This window comes from Bradyrhizobium sp., from assembly GCF_027307225.1.
In the GTDB taxonomy this organism is placed as follows: Bacteria; Pseudomonadota; Alphaproteobacteria; order Rhizobiales; family Xanthobacteraceae; genus Bradyrhizobium.
In genome coordinates, this window is the sequence record NZ_DAHUXJ010000066.1 from 46,933 (window position 1) to 61,924 (window position 14,992).

The window sequence follows — 14,992 nt, forward strand, 5'->3', positions numbered from 1 at the left end:
CGGGTTCGTTATGCGGGCTTCTGAACCAAAGCCACACTAGATCGATATATTCGCTAGTGTCCTTTCGATTCCGAAGTTCGAAACGTGGCTCCGTAAATGCTACGAACTTCGGAATCGGGACACTAGCCTCGTTGCGGCGGCAGTTTCTCGAAGCTCGGCATTCCCTCGGGGATCAAGTGGAACGCCTGCTTGTCACAGGTGTAGATCGCCGACTGTGGGTTGCCATAAAGCGAGGGATCGTCGAGCGTGCCGGCTTTCACGATCACGGCCGGTAGTCCGGGCCGGAGCGTGGTTAGATGCGTGCCGCAGTTGGGACAGAACTCGCGCGTGACGGCCTTCTCAAGGTCGCTGCGGCTGAATTTCTTGGGAGAGCCCTTGCTGTAGCTGAAGCCTTTGACCGGCATAACCATGAAGAAGTTCGGACCGCCGCCGGAGATATATTGGCATTCGCGGCAGTGGCACTGGCCCTTGAACATCGGATCGCCCTCGGCGACGAAACGCACCTGGCCGCAATAGCATCCGCCTTCCAGTTTCATGGCATTCTCCCGTAGCGTCTAATGTGTCGTTTTGATCGATGCGCCATGCGCATGCTGGTCGATCGCATCGATGATCTGCGGCCACATCGGGATTGGCAGCGCGTGGCCCATGCGCTCGATCATGATCAGCTTCGCCCCCGGAATCGACGCGGCGGTGTCCTTGCCGCCTGCGGGGTGCACCAGCGGATCGACGGTGCCGTGAATGACAAGCGTCGGCACCTTGACGGCGCGGAGCCGCTGCTTGCGGCTACCGGAGGCGAGAATGGCGCGGAGCTGGCGGCCGACGCCGGCGGGATTAAGCCCGCGGGCGAATGTACGCTCGGCGAGGGCGCGATCGCGCGCTTCGTCTTCCGGAAAGGCGCCAACGCGCAGGATTTTCCAGGTCTGGCCAAAACGCGCGAGGTATTCTTCTTTCGACTTCGGTGGCGGTGCCATCAACACGGCCATGGCTTCACGTGTCGGACCGGGAAGTCTTGGGTTGCCCGTCGTCGACATGATGGAGGTGAGCGATCGCACCCGCTGCGGAAACGAGATCGCGATTTCCTGGGCGATCATGCCGCCCATAGACGCGCCGACCAGATGCGCCGAGGCGATGCCAAGCGCGTCCATCAGGCCGACGGTATCTTCGGCCATGTCGCGCAGCCGATAGGGCGCTTTCACCGGGATCTTGAGAAGACGCAGCTTGAGCATCTCCAGGGCGCCCAACGGTTTGCCGCCGGAAAGCTTGCTGGACTGGCCGATGTCGCGGTTGTCAAACCGGATCACATAAAAGCCGTGCGCGGCGAGCTGTTGGCAGAATTCGTCGTGCCAGAGAACCATCTGGGCGCCCAATCCCATGATCAGGATCAGCGGTTCCGCGGCCGGATCGCCAAAGGTCTCGTAGCAGAGCTCGATACCGTTGGTGCGCGCCATCTGCGGCGGCTGGTGGGCGGACAGGTTCACCTCGGGCGCTTCCTTTGGCACGTTTGGGAGGAAATGTCTCAATGCCATTTTATGGCACGCTTTTTCGCGTTGCAGAAGCAGCCCCGCGCTAAATTGAAGCCATGCGGTTGACCGGCCTCACGCAACGGTGTGGTATTAGAGGGATCATTGAGGCAGCTTTCCCGTTTCACGGAATAAGCCAGCCGATTTGTCGACCTAACCGACGTTGATGTCGTGGTCATGCTGGAGAACGCCGATGGCAGACAAAAGCAACGATCCGGTCGCGCTATGGCAGAACATGATCGGCGAGATGGAGAAGGGCTTTAACGCTTTCGCCAATCAGGCGATGGGGTCTCCGGAATTCAGCAAGGTCGTCAACCAGGTTGGCGGAGCGACCGCGGGTGCGCAAAAACAGCTCAGCGAGCTCATGGAAAAATACCTTCTCTCCATGAATCTGCCGAGCCGCTCCCAGATGGTCGGCATGGCCGAGCGGCTGCAATCGATCGAAGGTCAGCTCAACGAGATCAAGGCGATGCTGCATCAGATGCGGGGCGCATCGGCCAGTGCATCCAGCGGATATGCACCCAGGCCGCCGCGCACCAAGCGGCCGCCGCCTGCGAGCGGAGAGCCCAAATGAAACCGGCCTCCGCTCCCGATCTTGCAGGTTTCGACCTTGCTTCGATCCCCGAGCGGATTCAGTCCGAGGTTCAGCGCGCGATCCAGCGCAGCATCAAGGGCGTCGAATACATCTCGACATCGGGACCCTCGCTCGGCTCGACCCCGAAAGACATTCTCAGCGTCCGCGGCACGATGAATCTCTATCACTATCGGCCGATCGCGGATGAAATCTACCGCGTGCCGATCCTGATCGTGATGGCAACGACCAACCGCGGCTACATTCTCGACATGGTGCCCGGCCAGAGCTTCATCGAGTTTCTGTTGAAGCGCGGCTACGACGTCTACATGCTGGATTGGAGTGCGCCGAAGCCGGAAGAGAAAAATTTGCGGATGGAGGACTATGTCCTCGACTTCATTCCGGATTGCATCCGCAGCGTTCAGCGGGATTCCGGCGAGCACGACGTCACCGTGATCGGCTATTGCTTCGGCGGCGTGCTGTCGCTGCTTTACGGTTCGATCTTTGCCGGCGGGCCGATGAAGAACCTGATCTGTTTTACCACGCCGATCGATTTCCGGGGCATGAAGCTGTTCCAGAATTTTTCCGACCGCCGTTACTTCGATGTCGATCGCCTCGTCGACAGCATCGGCAACGTGCCGCCGGAGATGATCCTTTCGTCCTTCGAAATGCTGCGTCCGGCCTCGCGTGCGGCGAGCCAGGTGCAGCTGTGGGAAAACATCTGGAACGACGAGTTCGTGAAGTCGTACCGCATGTTCGACCGCTGGGCGACCGATACGCTGCCGCTCGCGGGCGAATACTTCCGCTCCATCACCAAGGATCTGATGTGGGACAACAAGCTCTTTAGCGACACCATGACGGTCGGCGGGAGGAAGGCCGACATCGCCAATATCAAGGTGCCGATCCTGCATGCGGTCGCCGAACACGACCACATCGTTCCCTACGAGGCGGCGAAACCGCTGATCGAGAAGATCGGCTCGACCGACAAGGAAGAGGTGATCCTCAAGGGCGGCCATGTCAGCCTGGTCGCCGGCCCCAACGCCATCCGCCGCCTCTGGCCCAAACTCGATTCCTGGCTTTGCGAGAGATCGACATGAGCGAGACACGTTCCTATCCGCGCCGCGTTAATACGGAAGCCGGCGAAATCGAATTCGATCTGATGCGGCGGGCCGACGAAGCCGCCGTGCTGAAGTTCGCGAAGGCGCTACCGGTGCACGACCTCCTGTTCCTGCCGCGCAATATCAGCCAGCCGAAAGTGCTGTCGGCCTGGATCAACGAGATCGAGCGCGGCGACATCGTCAGTCTGCTCGCGCGCAAAGGTGGCGCGGTGGTCGGTTGCGGCACCCTGGTGAGGGATTCCCATTCCTGGTCGCCCCATGTCGGCGAAATCCGGATGGTGGTGTCGCTCGACGTGCGTGGGAAGGGGGTTGGGAGGGCACTCTCTCAGGAGACCTTTGCGCTGGCGCTGAGTTCGGGCCTGGAAAAACTGTCGGCGCAGATGACCGTCGACCAGCGTGCGGCAATTGCGCTGTTCGAAAGCCTCGGTTTCAAGGCTGAGGCGCTGCTGCGCGACCATGTCCGGGACGCCGGTGGCCAGAAGCACGACATCGTCGTGCTGGGGCATAACGTGGCGCAAGTTCGGGCACAGCTGGAGGCCTATGGCCTGCCGGGGGCGGTTACATCCTCCTGAAAGGGCATAACGGGCTGGTTTGACGGGAAAATTGCCCCCCATTTTGGTTGTTCCCAAGATCACGAATTCGTGATATCGCGATGCAACATCAATATTGCATCGCACCATTAACCGTGCCATATAAGTGTTGCCCCGGGCCAAGCGGACGGGGTGAGCCCATAGCTCAAACCCTGAGGATGAGGAGAACCCCATGACCACCGAGACCAATTCCGTGTTCGGCAGCTTCAAAGAAGTCTTTGCGCCCGTGACCGAAGCTTTCAAGAACTTCCAGAACCTGGAAGTGCCGGAGGCTGCCCGTGAATTCGTGAAGAAGCAGGCCGAGACCGCCAAGGTGCGCGCCGCCGACTTCTACGCCGGTTCGGAGAAGGCCAGCGAAGTGTTCGAATCCGCCGTGACCGGTTCGGTCAGCGAAGCCGCCAAGATCGGCCGCAACATCCAGCAGGCGCTCTACCAGGATGCCGAGACGTTCTTCGCCGGTATCGACAAGCTCGCTTCTGCGAAATCGATCAACGAAGCCGTCCAGATCCAGTCGGACCTGCTCCGCGCCCACGGCGAGACCATCGTGTCGCGCGCCAAGGCGTCGACCGAGTATTTCGGCAAGCTCGTCAGCGAAGGTGCGAAGACCGCGCAGGACAACCTGACCAAGGTTTACACCAAGACTGCCTGATCGCTCTTTCCGTAGCGTCGCGTTGTTTCTGAGGCCCGCTTTGCGGGCCTTCTTTTTTGCGCTGCACGGATTGTTGCGGAGAGGGGGATTCCCGGCTTTGCAAGAGGCGCCCCCGCTGAATTTTCCGACCCTTTGTGACCCCGGCTCTTGTCCCGTCCGGAGGCAACCGCTTGAATGATGGAATCAGCGCCATAGCTTTTAGGACTGAGCCTGAGAGGGAGACACGATGTCCGCGACCGCCCAGACGCTTCGCCCGCCGTCAAAGACCCTGATGTTTCTCGAGGGCCGGGCCATTCACGAGTTCGGTGCATTCCTCGGAGCCTTGCCGCTGTTGAGCCTGGCGCCGCGTGGCGACGGACATCCGGTGCTGGTGCTTCCCGGGCTTGTCGCCTCCGATGTTTCGACCCGGCCGCTCCGTAGCTTTCTGAAGAACAAGGGGTACGCCGTGAGCGGCTGGCGGCAGGGCCGCAATCTCGGCTTGCGCCACGGTGTGCAGGAGGCGATGGTCGATCTCGTGCACGAGCTCAGCGACGCGCATGGACGCAAGGTCAGCCTGGTTGGCTGGAGCCTCGGCGGCCTTTATGCGCGGCAGCTTGCCAAGATGATGCCCGAGCGGGTGCGTTCAGTGATCACGCTTGGCAGTCCCTTCGCCGGTCACCCGAAGGCGACCAATGCGTGGCGCGTCTATGAGTTCGCCAGCGGTCGCCGCGCCGAGGAGGACCATCGTTTCGGCGGAGCGCTGTCGGAGCCGCCGCCGGTGCCGACCACCGCGATCTTCAGCCGCACCGACGGTATCTGCGCCTGGCAGGGCTGCATGGAGAAATCGTCATCGATCGCGGAAAGCATCGAGGTCGAAAGCAGCCATTGCGGCATGGGTCATCATCCCGCCGTCGTTTATGCGGTGGCCGATCGCCTCGCGCAGGCCGAAGGCCAGTGGAAGCCGTTCGATCGGACGGGCTGGCGCAGCTTGGTCTATCCCGACCCGAACCGGTAGATCTGTGCATCTCTTACCTCGCCCCGCTTGCGGGGAGAGGTCGGATCGCGAAGCGGATCCGGGTGAGGGGGACTCTCACGGAGCGCATCTTTCACCACCCATGCGGAAACTGCCCCTTGTCCCGACCTCCTCCCCGCAAGCGGGAGAAGGGAAAGGCGCGCCCTCGAAAACCTGGGGCGTGCTCCCGCATTTTCGAGAATCCGCAAAACGCGGTATGCGTTTAGTATGACGCAGCCGCTTGCCCGCATCGTCGATCAGCTAAAGCGCGAACCTTCGCGCACCGGCTCGATCGTCATCACCGTGTTTGGCGACGCCATCGTGCCGCGCGGCGGCTCGGTCTGGCTTGGGACGCTGCTGAAATTCTTCGAAGCACTTGATATCGACGGTAGCGTCGTGCGCACGGCGATGTCGCGGCTGGCAGCCGATGGCTGGCTGGAGCGCGAGAAGGTCGGCCGCAACAGCTTCTATCGTCTGGCGGCAAGCGGCCGTCGAACTTTCGAGGCGGCGACGCGGCACATCTATGATCCGCAGCCATCCGACTGGAGCGGGCGGTTCGAACTGCTTTTGATTGCCAAGGCGGCTGATCGCGATGCCTCGCGTGAGGCGCTGCGCAATGCCGGCTTTGGCAGTCCGTTGCCGGGCGTTTGGGTTGCGCCGTCAGGCGTTCCGGTTCCGGAAGAGGCTGCTTCTGCGATCCGGCTGGAAGTATCGGCGGAGGACGAGAGCGGCCGACGTCTGCTTTCCGAAAGCTGGCCGCTGGAGCGCACCGCCGACGCCTATCTGAAGTTCATGAAAATGTTCGAGCCGTTGCGAGCCCGGCTCGACCGCCGCGCAGCCCTGTCGGAACTCGAAGCCTTCACGGCGCGGATCTTGCTGATCCATCATTACCGGAGGGTGGTGCTGCGCGATCCCTTGCTCCCATTGGCGCTGCTGCCCAAGAATTGGCCGGGAAAAGCTGCGCGTGGGCTGTGCAGGGAGGTCTATCGCGCAGTGTTGCCGGCCTCCGAGCAATGGCTCGACCATCACGGCCTGAACGAAAGCGGCGCATTGCCGGCGGCGGCCGCGGACCTAGCGCGCCGGTTCCGCGATTAATATGTTACAAAAACGTGTTGCAATTTGATAATTTTGTTATACGTTAAACGATAACAACTCCGGAGGCTGGCGCATGTACACCCAAGCCCTCAATGATCAGGCGCTTAATAGTTCGGAAAGTGAGGGGCGCGTCGTCGAGGACGCCGCGCGGGCGGCGCAGTTTCAGGCGCGGATCGATGCCGAAGAGCGGATCGAGCCGAACGACTGGATGCCGGGCGCCTATCGCAGGACGCTGACGCGGCAGATTTCGCAGCACGCGCATTCGGAAATCGTCGGGATGCTGCCGGAAGGCAACTGGATTACGCGTGCGCCGTCGCTGCGCCGCAAGGCAGCACTTCTGGCGAAGGTTCAGGATGAATGCGGCCATGGCCTCTATCTCTATGCCGCCGCCGAAACGCTGGGCACTTCCCGCGAAGAGCTCGTCGACCAGATGCTCGCCGGCAAGGCCAAGTATTCGTCCATCTTCAACTACCCGACGCTGACCTGGGCCGATATCGGCGTGATCGGCTGGCTGGTCGATGGTGCAGCGATCATGAACCAGATTCCGCTGTGCCGTTGTTCCTATGGTCCCTATGCGCGCGCGATGATCCGCGTGTGCAAGGAGGAATCTTTCCATCAGCGCCAGGGTTACGAGATCATGCTGATGCTTTCCCGCGGCTCGGCTGAGCAGAAGGCGATGGCGCAGGACGCGCTTGATCGCTGGTGGTGGCCGGTCTTGATGATGTTCGGTCCGCCGGACAGCGCGAGCCAGCACAGCGACACCTCGACGCGCTGGAAGATCAAGCGCTTCTCCAATGACGAACTGCGTCAGAAATTCATCGATGCAACGGTGCCGCAGGCGCACTATCTCGGACTTGCGATCCCGGATCCCGGCATGAAGCTGAACGAAGCGACCGGCCACTGGGAATACAGCGCGATCGACTGGACCGAGTTCAAACAAGTGCTCGCCGGCAACGGCCCATGCAACCGCGACCGAATGGCGGCGCGGCGCAAGGCGCATGAAGAGGGCGCCTGGGTGCGCGAGGCCGCCGCGGCTTACGCCGGAAAGCGCCGGCAACGCGCCGTGGTGCAAGCATCTGAATAGGAGATCGCCGTGGCCACGCCGATCACGCCACTCTGGGAAGTTTTCATTCGAAGCCGCAACGGTCTTGCACACAAGCATGTCGGATCGCTGCATGCGGCCGACGCGACGCTCGCGCTCCAGGCTGCCCGTGACGTCTACACCCGACGTGGCGAGGGGCGATCGATCTGGGTGGTGCCCTCAAGCGCCATCACCGCGTCCGACCCGGCCGATAAGGGCATGATGTTCGAGCCGGCGGAATCGAAGATCTACCGCCATCCGACTTTTTACGAGGTACCCGACGAAGTCGGGCATATGTGATTTTAACCCTCATGGTGAGGAGGCGCGGCGCGCCGTCTCGAACCATGAGGCCACAATGGTTGCTTGGCCACCCATCCTTCGAGACGCCTGCTGTGCAGGCTCCTCAGGATGAGGCCGAGCGAGATGGTTGTAGTTGAGAGCCATGGTCGCTGCCAATATTGAAGTCTCCGAAACGCCGCTGGTGCTGTATGTACTGCGCCGTGCCGACGATGCGCTGATCCTCGGACACCGGTTGTCGGAATGGTGCGGGCATGCGCCGATGCTCGAAGAAGACATGGCGCTCGCCAATATGGGCCTCGATCTCTTGGGGCAAGCGCGGGAGCTTTATTCCTACGCGGCCAAAGTCGAAGGCAAGGGCAACGACGAAGACAAGTTTGCCTACCTGCGCGATGTCAGGCAATACCGCAATCTTCTCCTCGCCGAACAACCGAACGGCGATTTTGCCCACACGATCGTACGACAGTTTTTCTATTCGTCGTTCGCCGACCCCTACTGGCGCGCGATGACGAAGTCTTCGGACGCGACGCTGGCCGCGATTGCCGCCAAGTCGGAAAAGGAAAGCGCCTATCATTTGCGCCATTCATCGGAGTGGGTGATCCGGCTCGGCGACGGCACCGCGGAGAGCCATGCGCGCACGCAAACGGCCATCGACGATCTCTGGTCGTTTACCGGCGAAATGTTCGAGGCCGATGACAGCGAGCGCTCGTTGATCGAGGCGGATGTCGCGATTGATCCGGCGACGCTGCGTCCGCAATGGCTTAGGACGGTTTCGGGAATTGTCGGCGAGGCGACGCTTGCGTTGCCGAACACAGCGTGGATGCAAAAAGGTGGCCGCAGCGGCCGTCACAGTGAGCACCTCGGTCATCTCCTCAGCGAATTGCAATCGATGCAGCGAACCTTTCCCGGTGCGTCATGGTGATCGATCTGGACGACCATGCGGAAACGAGGCAGCGCGCCTGGGACATCGCGGCCGGGGTCGTCGATCCCGAAATTCCCGTGTTGACGATCGCCGATCTCGGCGTGCTGCGTGAGGTTGCCGTCAGCGAAGGCCGGGTCGAGGTCACGATCACGCCGACCTATTCCGGATGTCCGGCGATGAACATGATTGCACTTGAAATCGAGCTTGCGCTGGAGCGCGCAGGCTTTCGCGATTCAAAAATCCGCACTGTGTTGTCGCCGGCCTGGACCACCGACTGGATGAGCGAAGACGGCCGGCGCAAGCTGCGGGAATACGGTATCGCGCCGCCAATGGCCTCGACTTCCCGCCGCGCGCTGTTCGGCGTGGAACAGGTTGTCTGCCCGCAATGCGGTTCCGGCGACACCGAATTGCTTTCCGAATTCGGTTCGACCTCGTGCAAGGCGTTGTGGCGCTGCAAGAGCTGCCGCGAACCTTTCGACTACTTCAAGTGCCACTAAAGATGTCGACACCCCGTTTCCATCGCCTGGCTGTCAAGGATTTGCGTCGGGAAACGCGCGATGCGGTCTCGCTGACTTTTGCGATCCCCGATGAATTGAAGGACGATTACCGCTTCTCGCCGGGCCAGTATCTGACGCTGCGCACGACGATGGACGGCGAGGAGGTGCGCCGTTCCTACTCGATCTGCTCCGGGCCGGATGATGGTGAAATGCGCATCGCGGTAAAAAAGGTCGACGGTGGCGCGTTCTCCAGCTGGGCGGCGGACGAACTAAAAAGCGGCGACGAGATCGACGTCATGACGCCGACCGGACGTTTCGGCATTGCGCCTGCGCCGGAGACGGCGCGCATTCATGTCGGTTTTGCCGCCGGTTCCGGCATCACGCCCATTCTCTCGATCGTCAAGGGCGTGCTGGCGCGCGAACCGAATAGCCGCTTCTTCCTGTTTTACGGCAACCGTTCGCCCGACGGCATGCTGTTCCGCGAAGCGCTGGGGCAACTCAAGGATCGTTTCATCGCGCGCTTCTCGGTGTTTCACGTTATCTCGGGCGAAGAGCAGGACGTTCCTATCCTTCATGGACGGCTCGATGGCGAGAAGGTGAGGGTGCTGTTGCGCTCGCTGGTGCCGGCGGCCAACGTCGATCATGTCTTCATTTGCGGCCCGACCGGGATGAGCGAGGAGATCGAGGCGACCTGCCGCGATATCGGCATTGCGGACGACCGCGTCCACGTCGAGCGCTTCGTGTCCGGCCTCGGCGGCAAGCCGCGGCCGAAGGCGGTGGCGCCCGCAAGTGCGCCGCCGAAGGCGTTTGCGGCGCTGATCATCGACGGCAAGCGGCGCGAGGTGCCGGTTGCCGAAGGCGAGGCCGTTCTCGATGCTGCCCTACGGGCCGGAGTCGATCTGCCGTTCGCCTGCAAGGGTGGCATGTGCTCGACCTGCCGCGCACGGCTCGTCGAGGGCGAAGCGAAAATGGACGTCAATTATTCGCTGGAGCCATGGGAGCTTGAGAAGGGGTTTGTGCTCACCTGCCAGGCCAAGCCGGTGACCGCTCATATTGTCGTAGACTACGATCAGGTGTAGGCAATTCAGGTAGCCGCGGAGGCACAATGGCTTCAATCGATCAGCGTAGCGGGTCCTACCGTGCCGAGATGGATGAGGCAGAGAAGGCCTCGCGCGACGAGATCGTCGCGTTGCAAACGAAGCGCCTCGCCTGGTCACTGGCGCACGCTTACGACAACGTCGCCCACTACAGAGATGCGTTTGACAAAGCGGGTGTGCACCCCGGCGATTTCAAACAGATCTCCGACCTCGCCAAATTCCCGTTCACGGTCAAGACCGACCTGCGAGACAATTACCCCTTCAACATGTTTGCGGTGCCGCGCGAGAAACTGGTGCGTGTTCACGCGTCCTCCGGCACCACGGGCAAACCGATCGTAGTTGGGTATACCGAAGCCGACATCGAGACATGGTCGACGGTAATGGCGCGCTCGATCCGCGCTGCCGGCGGCCGCCGCGGAATGATCGTCCATAACGCCTACGGCTATGGTCTATTTACGGGCGGCCTCGGCGCGCACTACGGCGCCGAGAAACTTGGATGCACGGTGGTTCCGGTCTCCGGCGGCATGACCGAGCGGCAGGTGCAACTGATCAACGATTTCAGGCCGGACATCATCACGGTGACGCCGAGCTACATGCTGGCGATCCTCGACGAGTTCAAGCGCAGGGGTCTCGATCCCAGGCAATCTTCGTTGAAGATAGGCATCTTCGGCGCTGAACCCTGGACCAACGCGATGCGTGCGGAAATCGAGCAGTCGTTCGACATGGACGCCACGGATATTTACGGGCTGTCGGAAGTGATCGGTCCCGGCGTCGCGCAGGAATGCATCGAGACCAAGGATGGCCTCCACATCTGGGAAGATCATTTCTACCCCGAAGTGATTGATCCCGAGACCGGCCGCGCACTTGCTGACGGCGAAAAGGGCGAGCTTGTCTTCACTTCGTTGACCAAGGAAGCGTTCCCGATCATCCGCTATCGCACGCGCGATCTTACGCGGCTGCTCCCGGGAACGGCGCGGCCCGGCATGCGGCGCATGGAGAAGGTCACCGGCCGCTCCGATGACATGATCATCCTGCGCGGCGTCAACGTGTTCCCGACCCAGATCGAGGAAATCCTGCTCGCTACCGACTGGTGCGGCGGCCACTTCGTGATCGAACTGACGCGCGAAGGACGGATGGATGAAATGATCGTGCTCGCGGAAGCGCGAGCCCAGAGCTGGGACGGTAACGGTCTTTTGGAGCACGCCGACCGCGTCACCCAATACATCAAGAATACGATCGGAATTTCCGCGCGCGTCAAGGCGGTCGCGCCCGAGACGCTGGAGCGCTCGCTCGGCAAAGCCAGGCGCGTGATCGACAAGCGGCCGAAAGAGTAAGTCACCGGCGGTTTCCTCGCACAGCCATTTTGGAGAACGGCGCAAGGGCCGGTCACGATGGCTCTCGGATTTCACTCCGATGGCGCGGTCTTTTCCGTAGGCACCCAGACGCCGCCGAGGCTGCGGGAATGGCCGCGCAGTTCGGCGATCGCGACATCATTGGCTGTGACGCGCACGTCGTAAATGCCCGAGCGGCCGGTTTTCGAGATTTCGCGAGCGGTCGCGACCAGCCGGTCGCCGAGCTTGCCCGGCCGTATGAAGGAGATGTTGCACTGCGCGGCGACGGTGCGCTCGTTGCGGGAATTGCAGGCAAAGGCGAAGGCAGAATCCGCAAGCAGGAAAATGAACCCGCCATGGGCGATGCCGTGGCCGTTGACCATGTCCGGCCGGATGGTCATCGCGAGCACGGCTTCGCCGGGGCTGACGCGCACAATCTCCATCCCGAGGCCCTGGCTCGCGCTGTCTTCCTTCCACATCGCTTCAGTAGAGGCGCGGGCGAGTTCTTCGGGGGAAAACGCGATCTGGGCAGTCACTCCGGTCTCCTGACCTGTGCCGGGTTTGTCTGAATTAAGTTCTTGTGCTGTGCGATCAGTCCGTTAGTCATGGGGCGAAGCAGCCGGCCTGTCAACGATTCCGGTTCTCCTTAAGCAGTCGTTGGATTTTCGGAAAGCGCGATGTCGTCAGAGACCAAGACCACCAACCCTTCGGCTTCCGTCGTGGCACGTTGTGTGCGGCTGAAAGCCAAGGCCGAGACGCCGGCCGAGGTGGCGCCGGTTGTCGAGCGACATCCGTTGTCGCGCAACGACGATCAAGTGCTGATCGAGATCAAGGCGGCGGCCGTCAATCCCTCCGACATCAAGGCGGCGACCGGATTGATGCCGTATGCGGTGTTTCCCCGCACCTCGGGCCGCGACTACGCCGGGGTCGTGATCGACGGTCCGGCCGGTACGATTGGCCGCGAAGTGTTCGGTTCCTCCGGCGACCTCGGCATCCGGCGCGATGGTACCCATGCGACGCATCTTGTGGTCGAGGCCGATGCGATCGTGGAGAAGCCAAAGAACCTGTCGTGGGCGGAAGCAGCCGGAATCGGCGTACCCTTTGTCACCGCGATCGAAGGCTTTCGCCGCGCGGGCATGCCGGAGAAGCACGAGACCGTGCTGGTGTTCGGCGTGACTGGCAAGGTCGGACAGGCCGCGGTGCAGATCGCGAGCTGGCGCGGCGCGCGCGTAATTGGCGTGGCGCGCAAGCACGAGGCTTATCCAGGACATACCAACGGTCCCGTCGAGATGATCGATTCCTCGACCACAGACGTCGTCACGCGCGTACGCGAACTGACGGACGGGAAGGGCGTCAACATCGTGTTCAACACGGTCGGCGATCCCTATTTCCAGGCAGCGCACAAGTCGCTCGCGCTGCGCGGGCGGCAGATACTGATCTCTGCCATCGATCGTATCGTGCAGTTCAACATTCTCGAATTTTACCGCGGTCAGCATACCTATGTCGGCATCGATTCGCTCGGCCTGTCGTCGATCGCGTCGGGAACCGTGCTTCGCGAACTGGTTCCCGGTTTTCTTAGCGGCCATCTCAGGCCGTTTCCGATCAAGCCAGGCGCGATCCATCTCCTGGAAGACGCGAAGGCGGCGTTCATCGCGGTCGCGGGTTCCTCGCGTCACCGCATTATCCTTCGGCCGTAAGCGGCGATGGCGTCGCCGGATTTCAATATCGTCGTTGCCGCGGGCCTTTTGATCGGGCTCGCTTATGGCGCGGTCGGGCTCTTGAGCGGCTTCTGTCTGTTGAGCAGCCTGCGGGGCTGGTGGGCGGAAGGCGACAGTAGGCTGATCCGGACTTTTGCGCTGGCGCTTGCCGTAGCGGTCATGGCCACGCAAGGTCTTGCCGCCTATGGCGCCATCGACCTGACCAAATCGGTCTATCTCCAGCTATCGTTCTCGGCGCCGCTGATGTTCGCCGGAGGACTCCTGTTCGGCTACGGCATGGTGCTGGCGAATGGCTGCGGCTCGCGCGCGCTGGTGCTGCTCGGCCGCGGCAATCTGCGTTCGTTTGTCGTGGTGATCGTGCTTGGCATCACGGCACAGATGACGCTGCGTGGGGTGATTGCGCCGATCCGCCTGCCTCTCTTGCAATCGTCGCTGATCAAGCCGGCTCACCTGACGCTGCCGGAGTTATTGACGGGGACGGCAGGTGCGATGTCGGCCCGGATGATTGTGGCTGTGGCGATTTCGGCCGTGCTCGCGATCTTTGCCTTTGCGCACGCGCCGTTCCGCCGTGCGGGCGGACAGGTCGCTGCCGGAATTGCCGTTGGCTTGCTTGTCACGGCAGGCTGGTTGACGACGGGCAATCTCGGCGCGGATGACTTCAATCCGGCGGCCGTCACCTCGCTCACCTTCATCGCTCCCGTCGTCGATACGGTCCAATATGTGATGCTATCGACCGGGTTGACGCTCAATTTCGGCATCGCCGTGGTTTTCGGCGTGTTCGTCGGCAGTCTGCTCACGGCGCTGATCACGCGCGGCTTTCGCTTGGAAGGGTACACGTCGCCGCAACACATGCTTCGCTCGATCGTGGGCGCCGCACTGATGGGATCGGGCGGCGCGATGGCCCTGGGCTGCTCGATCGGTCAGGGCCTCACCGGCATATCCACGCTGGCGCTTTCCTCCTTCGTGGCGGTCGCCGGGATCGTGCTGGGCACGGCCGCGGGTTTGCGCGGTCCGCTTCGGGTCGGACCGCTAAAGCGGCCGTGAGGTCGCGATCCGCATCACGTCGAGATATCCGGGACGGACTTCCATCCGCTTGATCAGGCCTTTCTCGACCAGTATTCGATGCACCTCCGGCAGATGATAGCACGGCAGGTACATGAACAGATGGTGTTCGGCGTGATAGTTTACCCAATAGGGCGCGATCAATAGCCGCTCGAGCGGATTGGCCAGCGTGGTCCGGGCATGGCTGAAAGGGTCTTCGCCGGTTGAGGTGCAAGCGTGCTCGGCGATGTTGCGGATGCGCGTAACCAGCGGCAACCAGGTCGCCATCGCCAACACCCAGACACTCCAATACCAGAAGCTGGCGCCGACTAGCTGTGGAGCCTCAAGAGGTTGTCCCCGGTCAGACCGAGACGGCTGATAGGTGGTTTGCACTTTAGGCTGCAATGCGGCCGGTGCCAATTGTATCGATGTAGCCACTCTGGCAGATGTCGGGCTCTGTCATCTGATGTCAGG

The 14,992-nt window shown here is 61.9% G+C and carries 19 protein-coding genes; 14 read left to right on the plus strand and 5 right to left on the minus strand.

Annotated elements, in window-relative coordinates; translation table 11 throughout:
* Positions 1-122: 122 nt before the first annotated feature.
* Both M6D32_RS11275 and M6D32_RS11280 read right to left on the minus strand, forming a co-directional pair.
* Entirely contained in the window at positions 123-536 is a 414-nt protein-coding gene (locus tag M6D32_RS11275) for a GFA family protein (protein ID WP_298256002.1), read from the minus strand.
* An 18-nt stretch (positions 537-554) separates the two neighbouring features.
* Complete coding sequence (locus M6D32_RS11280) at positions 555-1,478, minus strand: alpha/beta fold hydrolase (RefSeq protein ID WP_298256040.1); 924 nt, start codon at positions 1,476-1,478, stop codon at positions 555-557.
* Positions 1,479-1,713: 235 nt separating this feature from the next.
* Between M6D32_RS11280 and M6D32_RS11285 the strand changes: the two genes are divergently transcribed.
* The 12 genes from M6D32_RS11285 (at position 1,714) to paaK (ending at position 11,762) form a co-directional block, all read left to right on the plus strand.
* The gene (locus M6D32_RS11285) at positions 1,714-2,094 is read left to right on the plus strand and encodes a poly(R)-hydroxyalkanoic acid synthase subunit PhaE (RefSeq protein WP_298256004.1); all 381 of its coding nucleotides are present in this window, start codon (positions 1,714-1,716) and stop codon (positions 2,092-2,094) included.
* A complete protein-coding gene (locus M6D32_RS11290; protein ID WP_298256007.1) occupies positions 2,091-3,188 on the plus strand; it encodes an alpha/beta fold hydrolase in 1,098 nt (365 codons plus the stop codon). The genes M6D32_RS11285 and M6D32_RS11290 overlap by 4 nt, the downstream gene beginning before the upstream one ends.
* A complete protein-coding gene (locus M6D32_RS11295; protein WP_298256009.1) occupies positions 3,185-3,781 on the plus strand; it encodes a GNAT family N-acetyltransferase in 597 nt (198 codons plus the stop codon). Before M6D32_RS11290 ends, M6D32_RS11295 begins: the two co-directional genes overlap by 4 nt.
* 190 nt (positions 3,782-3,971) lie before the next feature.
* A complete protein-coding gene (locus tag M6D32_RS11300) occupies positions 3,972-4,448 on the plus strand; it encodes a phasin family protein (RefSeq protein WP_298256011.1) in 477 nt (158 codons plus the stop codon).
* A gap of 226 nt (positions 4,449-4,674) precedes the next feature.
* Entirely contained in the window at positions 4,675-5,442 is a 768-nt protein-coding gene (locus M6D32_RS11305) for an alpha/beta hydrolase (RefSeq protein WP_298256014.1), read from the plus strand.
* 225 nt (positions 5,443-5,667) lie between these two features.
* On the plus strand, positions 5,668-6,534 hold the full coding sequence (gene paaX / locus M6D32_RS11310; protein WP_298256015.1) for a phenylacetic acid degradation operon negative regulatory protein PaaX: 867 nt from the start codon (positions 5,668-5,670) through the stop codon (positions 6,532-6,534).
* Between the two features lie 73 nt (positions 6,535-6,607).
* Positions 6,608-7,618 carry a 1,2-phenylacetyl-CoA epoxidase subunit PaaA gene (paaA, locus tag M6D32_RS11315; protein WP_298256018.1) on the plus strand — a complete coding sequence of 337 codons (1,011 nt, stop codon included), beginning with the start codon at positions 6,608-6,610 and terminating at the stop codon, positions 7,616-7,618.
* 9 nt (positions 7,619-7,627) lie between these two features.
* On the plus strand, positions 7,628-7,915 hold the full coding sequence (paaB, locus tag M6D32_RS11320) for a 1,2-phenylacetyl-CoA epoxidase subunit PaaB (RefSeq protein ID WP_298256020.1): 288 nt from the start codon (positions 7,628-7,630) through the stop codon (positions 7,913-7,915).
* Between the two features lie 142 nt (positions 7,916-8,057).
* Positions 8,058-8,834 carry a 1,2-phenylacetyl-CoA epoxidase subunit PaaC gene (paaC, locus tag M6D32_RS11325; protein ID WP_298256022.1) on the plus strand — a complete coding sequence of 259 codons (777 nt, stop codon included), beginning with the start codon at positions 8,058-8,060 and terminating at the stop codon, positions 8,832-8,834.
* Positions 8,828-9,331 (plus strand): 1,2-phenylacetyl-CoA epoxidase subunit PaaD, encoded by a 504-nt coding sequence (gene paaD / locus M6D32_RS11330; protein ID WP_298256024.1) that lies wholly within the window; start codon positions 8,828-8,830, stop codon positions 9,329-9,331. The genes paaC and paaD overlap by 7 nt, the downstream gene beginning before the upstream one ends.
* 2 nt (positions 9,332-9,333) lie before the next feature.
* Positions 9,334-10,410: a 1,2-phenylacetyl-CoA epoxidase subunit PaaE gene (gene paaE, locus M6D32_RS11335; RefSeq protein ID WP_298256026.1), complete on the plus strand. Its 1,077-nt coding sequence runs from the start codon at positions 9,334-9,336 to the stop codon at positions 10,408-10,410.
* 26 nt (positions 10,411-10,436) lie between these two features.
* Positions 10,437-11,762 carry a phenylacetate--CoA ligase PaaK gene (paaK, locus tag M6D32_RS11340; RefSeq protein WP_298256028.1) on the plus strand — a complete coding sequence of 442 codons (1,326 nt, stop codon included), beginning with the start codon at positions 10,437-10,439 and terminating at the stop codon, positions 11,760-11,762.
* 71 nt (positions 11,763-11,833) lie between these two features.
* Here the strand turns inward: paaK and paaI are convergent, their stop codons facing one another.
* Entirely contained in the window at positions 11,834-12,295 is a 462-nt protein-coding gene (gene paaI / locus M6D32_RS11345) for a hydroxyphenylacetyl-CoA thioesterase PaaI (RefSeq protein WP_298256030.1), read from the minus strand.
* A gap of 141 nt (positions 12,296-12,436) precedes the next feature.
* On the opposite strand from paaI, the gene M6D32_RS11350 reads away from it, so the two are divergent.
* Both M6D32_RS11350 and M6D32_RS11355 read left to right on the plus strand, forming a co-directional pair.
* Complete coding sequence (locus M6D32_RS11350; protein WP_298256032.1) at positions 12,437-13,456, plus strand: zinc-binding alcohol dehydrogenase family protein; 1,020 nt, start codon at positions 12,437-12,439, stop codon at positions 13,454-13,456.
* Between the two features lie 6 nt (positions 13,457-13,462).
* Entirely contained in the window at positions 13,463-14,521 is a 1,059-nt protein-coding gene (locus tag M6D32_RS11355) for a YeeE/YedE family protein (RefSeq protein ID WP_298256034.1), read from the plus strand.
* On the opposite strand, the gene M6D32_RS11360 is transcribed toward M6D32_RS11355, so the two are convergent.
* Both M6D32_RS11360 and M6D32_RS11365 read right to left on the minus strand, forming a co-directional pair.
* Entirely contained in the window at positions 14,507-14,911 is a 405-nt protein-coding gene (locus tag M6D32_RS11360) for a fatty acid desaturase (RefSeq protein WP_298256036.1), read from the minus strand. The two genes, M6D32_RS11355 and M6D32_RS11360, sit on opposite strands and share 15 nt — an antisense overlap.
* Positions 14,848-14,992: integrase core domain-containing protein (locus M6D32_RS11365; protein ID WP_298256042.1), on the minus strand; the 145-nt coding region annotated here is incomplete at its 5' end. The genes M6D32_RS11360 and M6D32_RS11365, both read right to left, overlap by 64 nt.

Excerpts from the sequence above, each read along its gene's own strand:
- M6D32_RS11285 (WP_298256004.1), top strand. The coding sequence starts at position 1,714 with ATGGCAGACAAAAGCAACGATCCGGTCGCGCTATGGCAGAACATGATC.
- M6D32_RS11300 (WP_298256011.1), top strand. The coding sequence starts at position 3,972 with ATGACCACCGAGACCAATTCCGTGTTCGGCAGCTTCAAAGAAGTCTTT.
- M6D32_RS11355 (WP_298256034.1), top strand. The coding sequence starts at position 13,463 with ATGGCGTCGCCGGATTTCAATATCGTCGTTGCCGCGGGCCTTTTGATC.
- M6D32_RS11305 (WP_298256014.1), top strand. The coding sequence starts at position 4,675 with ATGTCCGCGACCGCCCAGACGCTTCGCCCGCCGTCAAAGACCCTGATG.
- paaX (WP_298256015.1), top strand. The coding sequence starts at position 5,668 with ATGACGCAGCCGCTTGCCCGCATCGTCGATCAGCTAAAGCGCGAACCT.
- M6D32_RS11290 (WP_298256007.1), top strand. The coding sequence starts at position 2,091 with ATGAAACCGGCCTCCGCTCCCGATCTTGCAGGTTTCGACCTTGCTTCG.
- M6D32_RS11295 (WP_298256009.1), top strand. The coding sequence starts at position 3,185 with ATGAGCGAGACACGTTCCTATCCGCGCCGCGTTAATACGGAAGCCGGC.
- M6D32_RS11275 (WP_298256002.1), bottom strand. The coding sequence starts at position 536 with ATGAAACTGGAAGGCGGATGCTATTGCGGCCAGGTGCGTTTCGTCGCC.
- paaE (WP_298256026.1), top strand. The coding sequence starts at position 9,334 with ATGTCGACACCCCGTTTCCATCGCCTGGCTGTCAAGGATTTGCGTCGG.
- paaC (WP_298256022.1), top strand. The coding sequence starts at position 8,058 with ATGGTCGCTGCCAATATTGAAGTCTCCGAAACGCCGCTGGTGCTGTAT.
- paaK (WP_298256028.1), top strand. The coding sequence starts at position 10,437 with ATGGCTTCAATCGATCAGCGTAGCGGGTCCTACCGTGCCGAGATGGAT.
- M6D32_RS11350 (WP_298256032.1), top strand. The coding sequence starts at position 12,437 with ATGTCGTCAGAGACCAAGACCACCAACCCTTCGGCTTCCGTCGTGGCA.
- paaA (WP_298256018.1), top strand. The coding sequence starts at position 6,608 with ATGTACACCCAAGCCCTCAATGATCAGGCGCTTAATAGTTCGGAAAGT.
- paaD (WP_298256024.1), top strand. The coding sequence starts at position 8,828 with ATGGTGATCGATCTGGACGACCATGCGGAAACGAGGCAGCGCGCCTGG.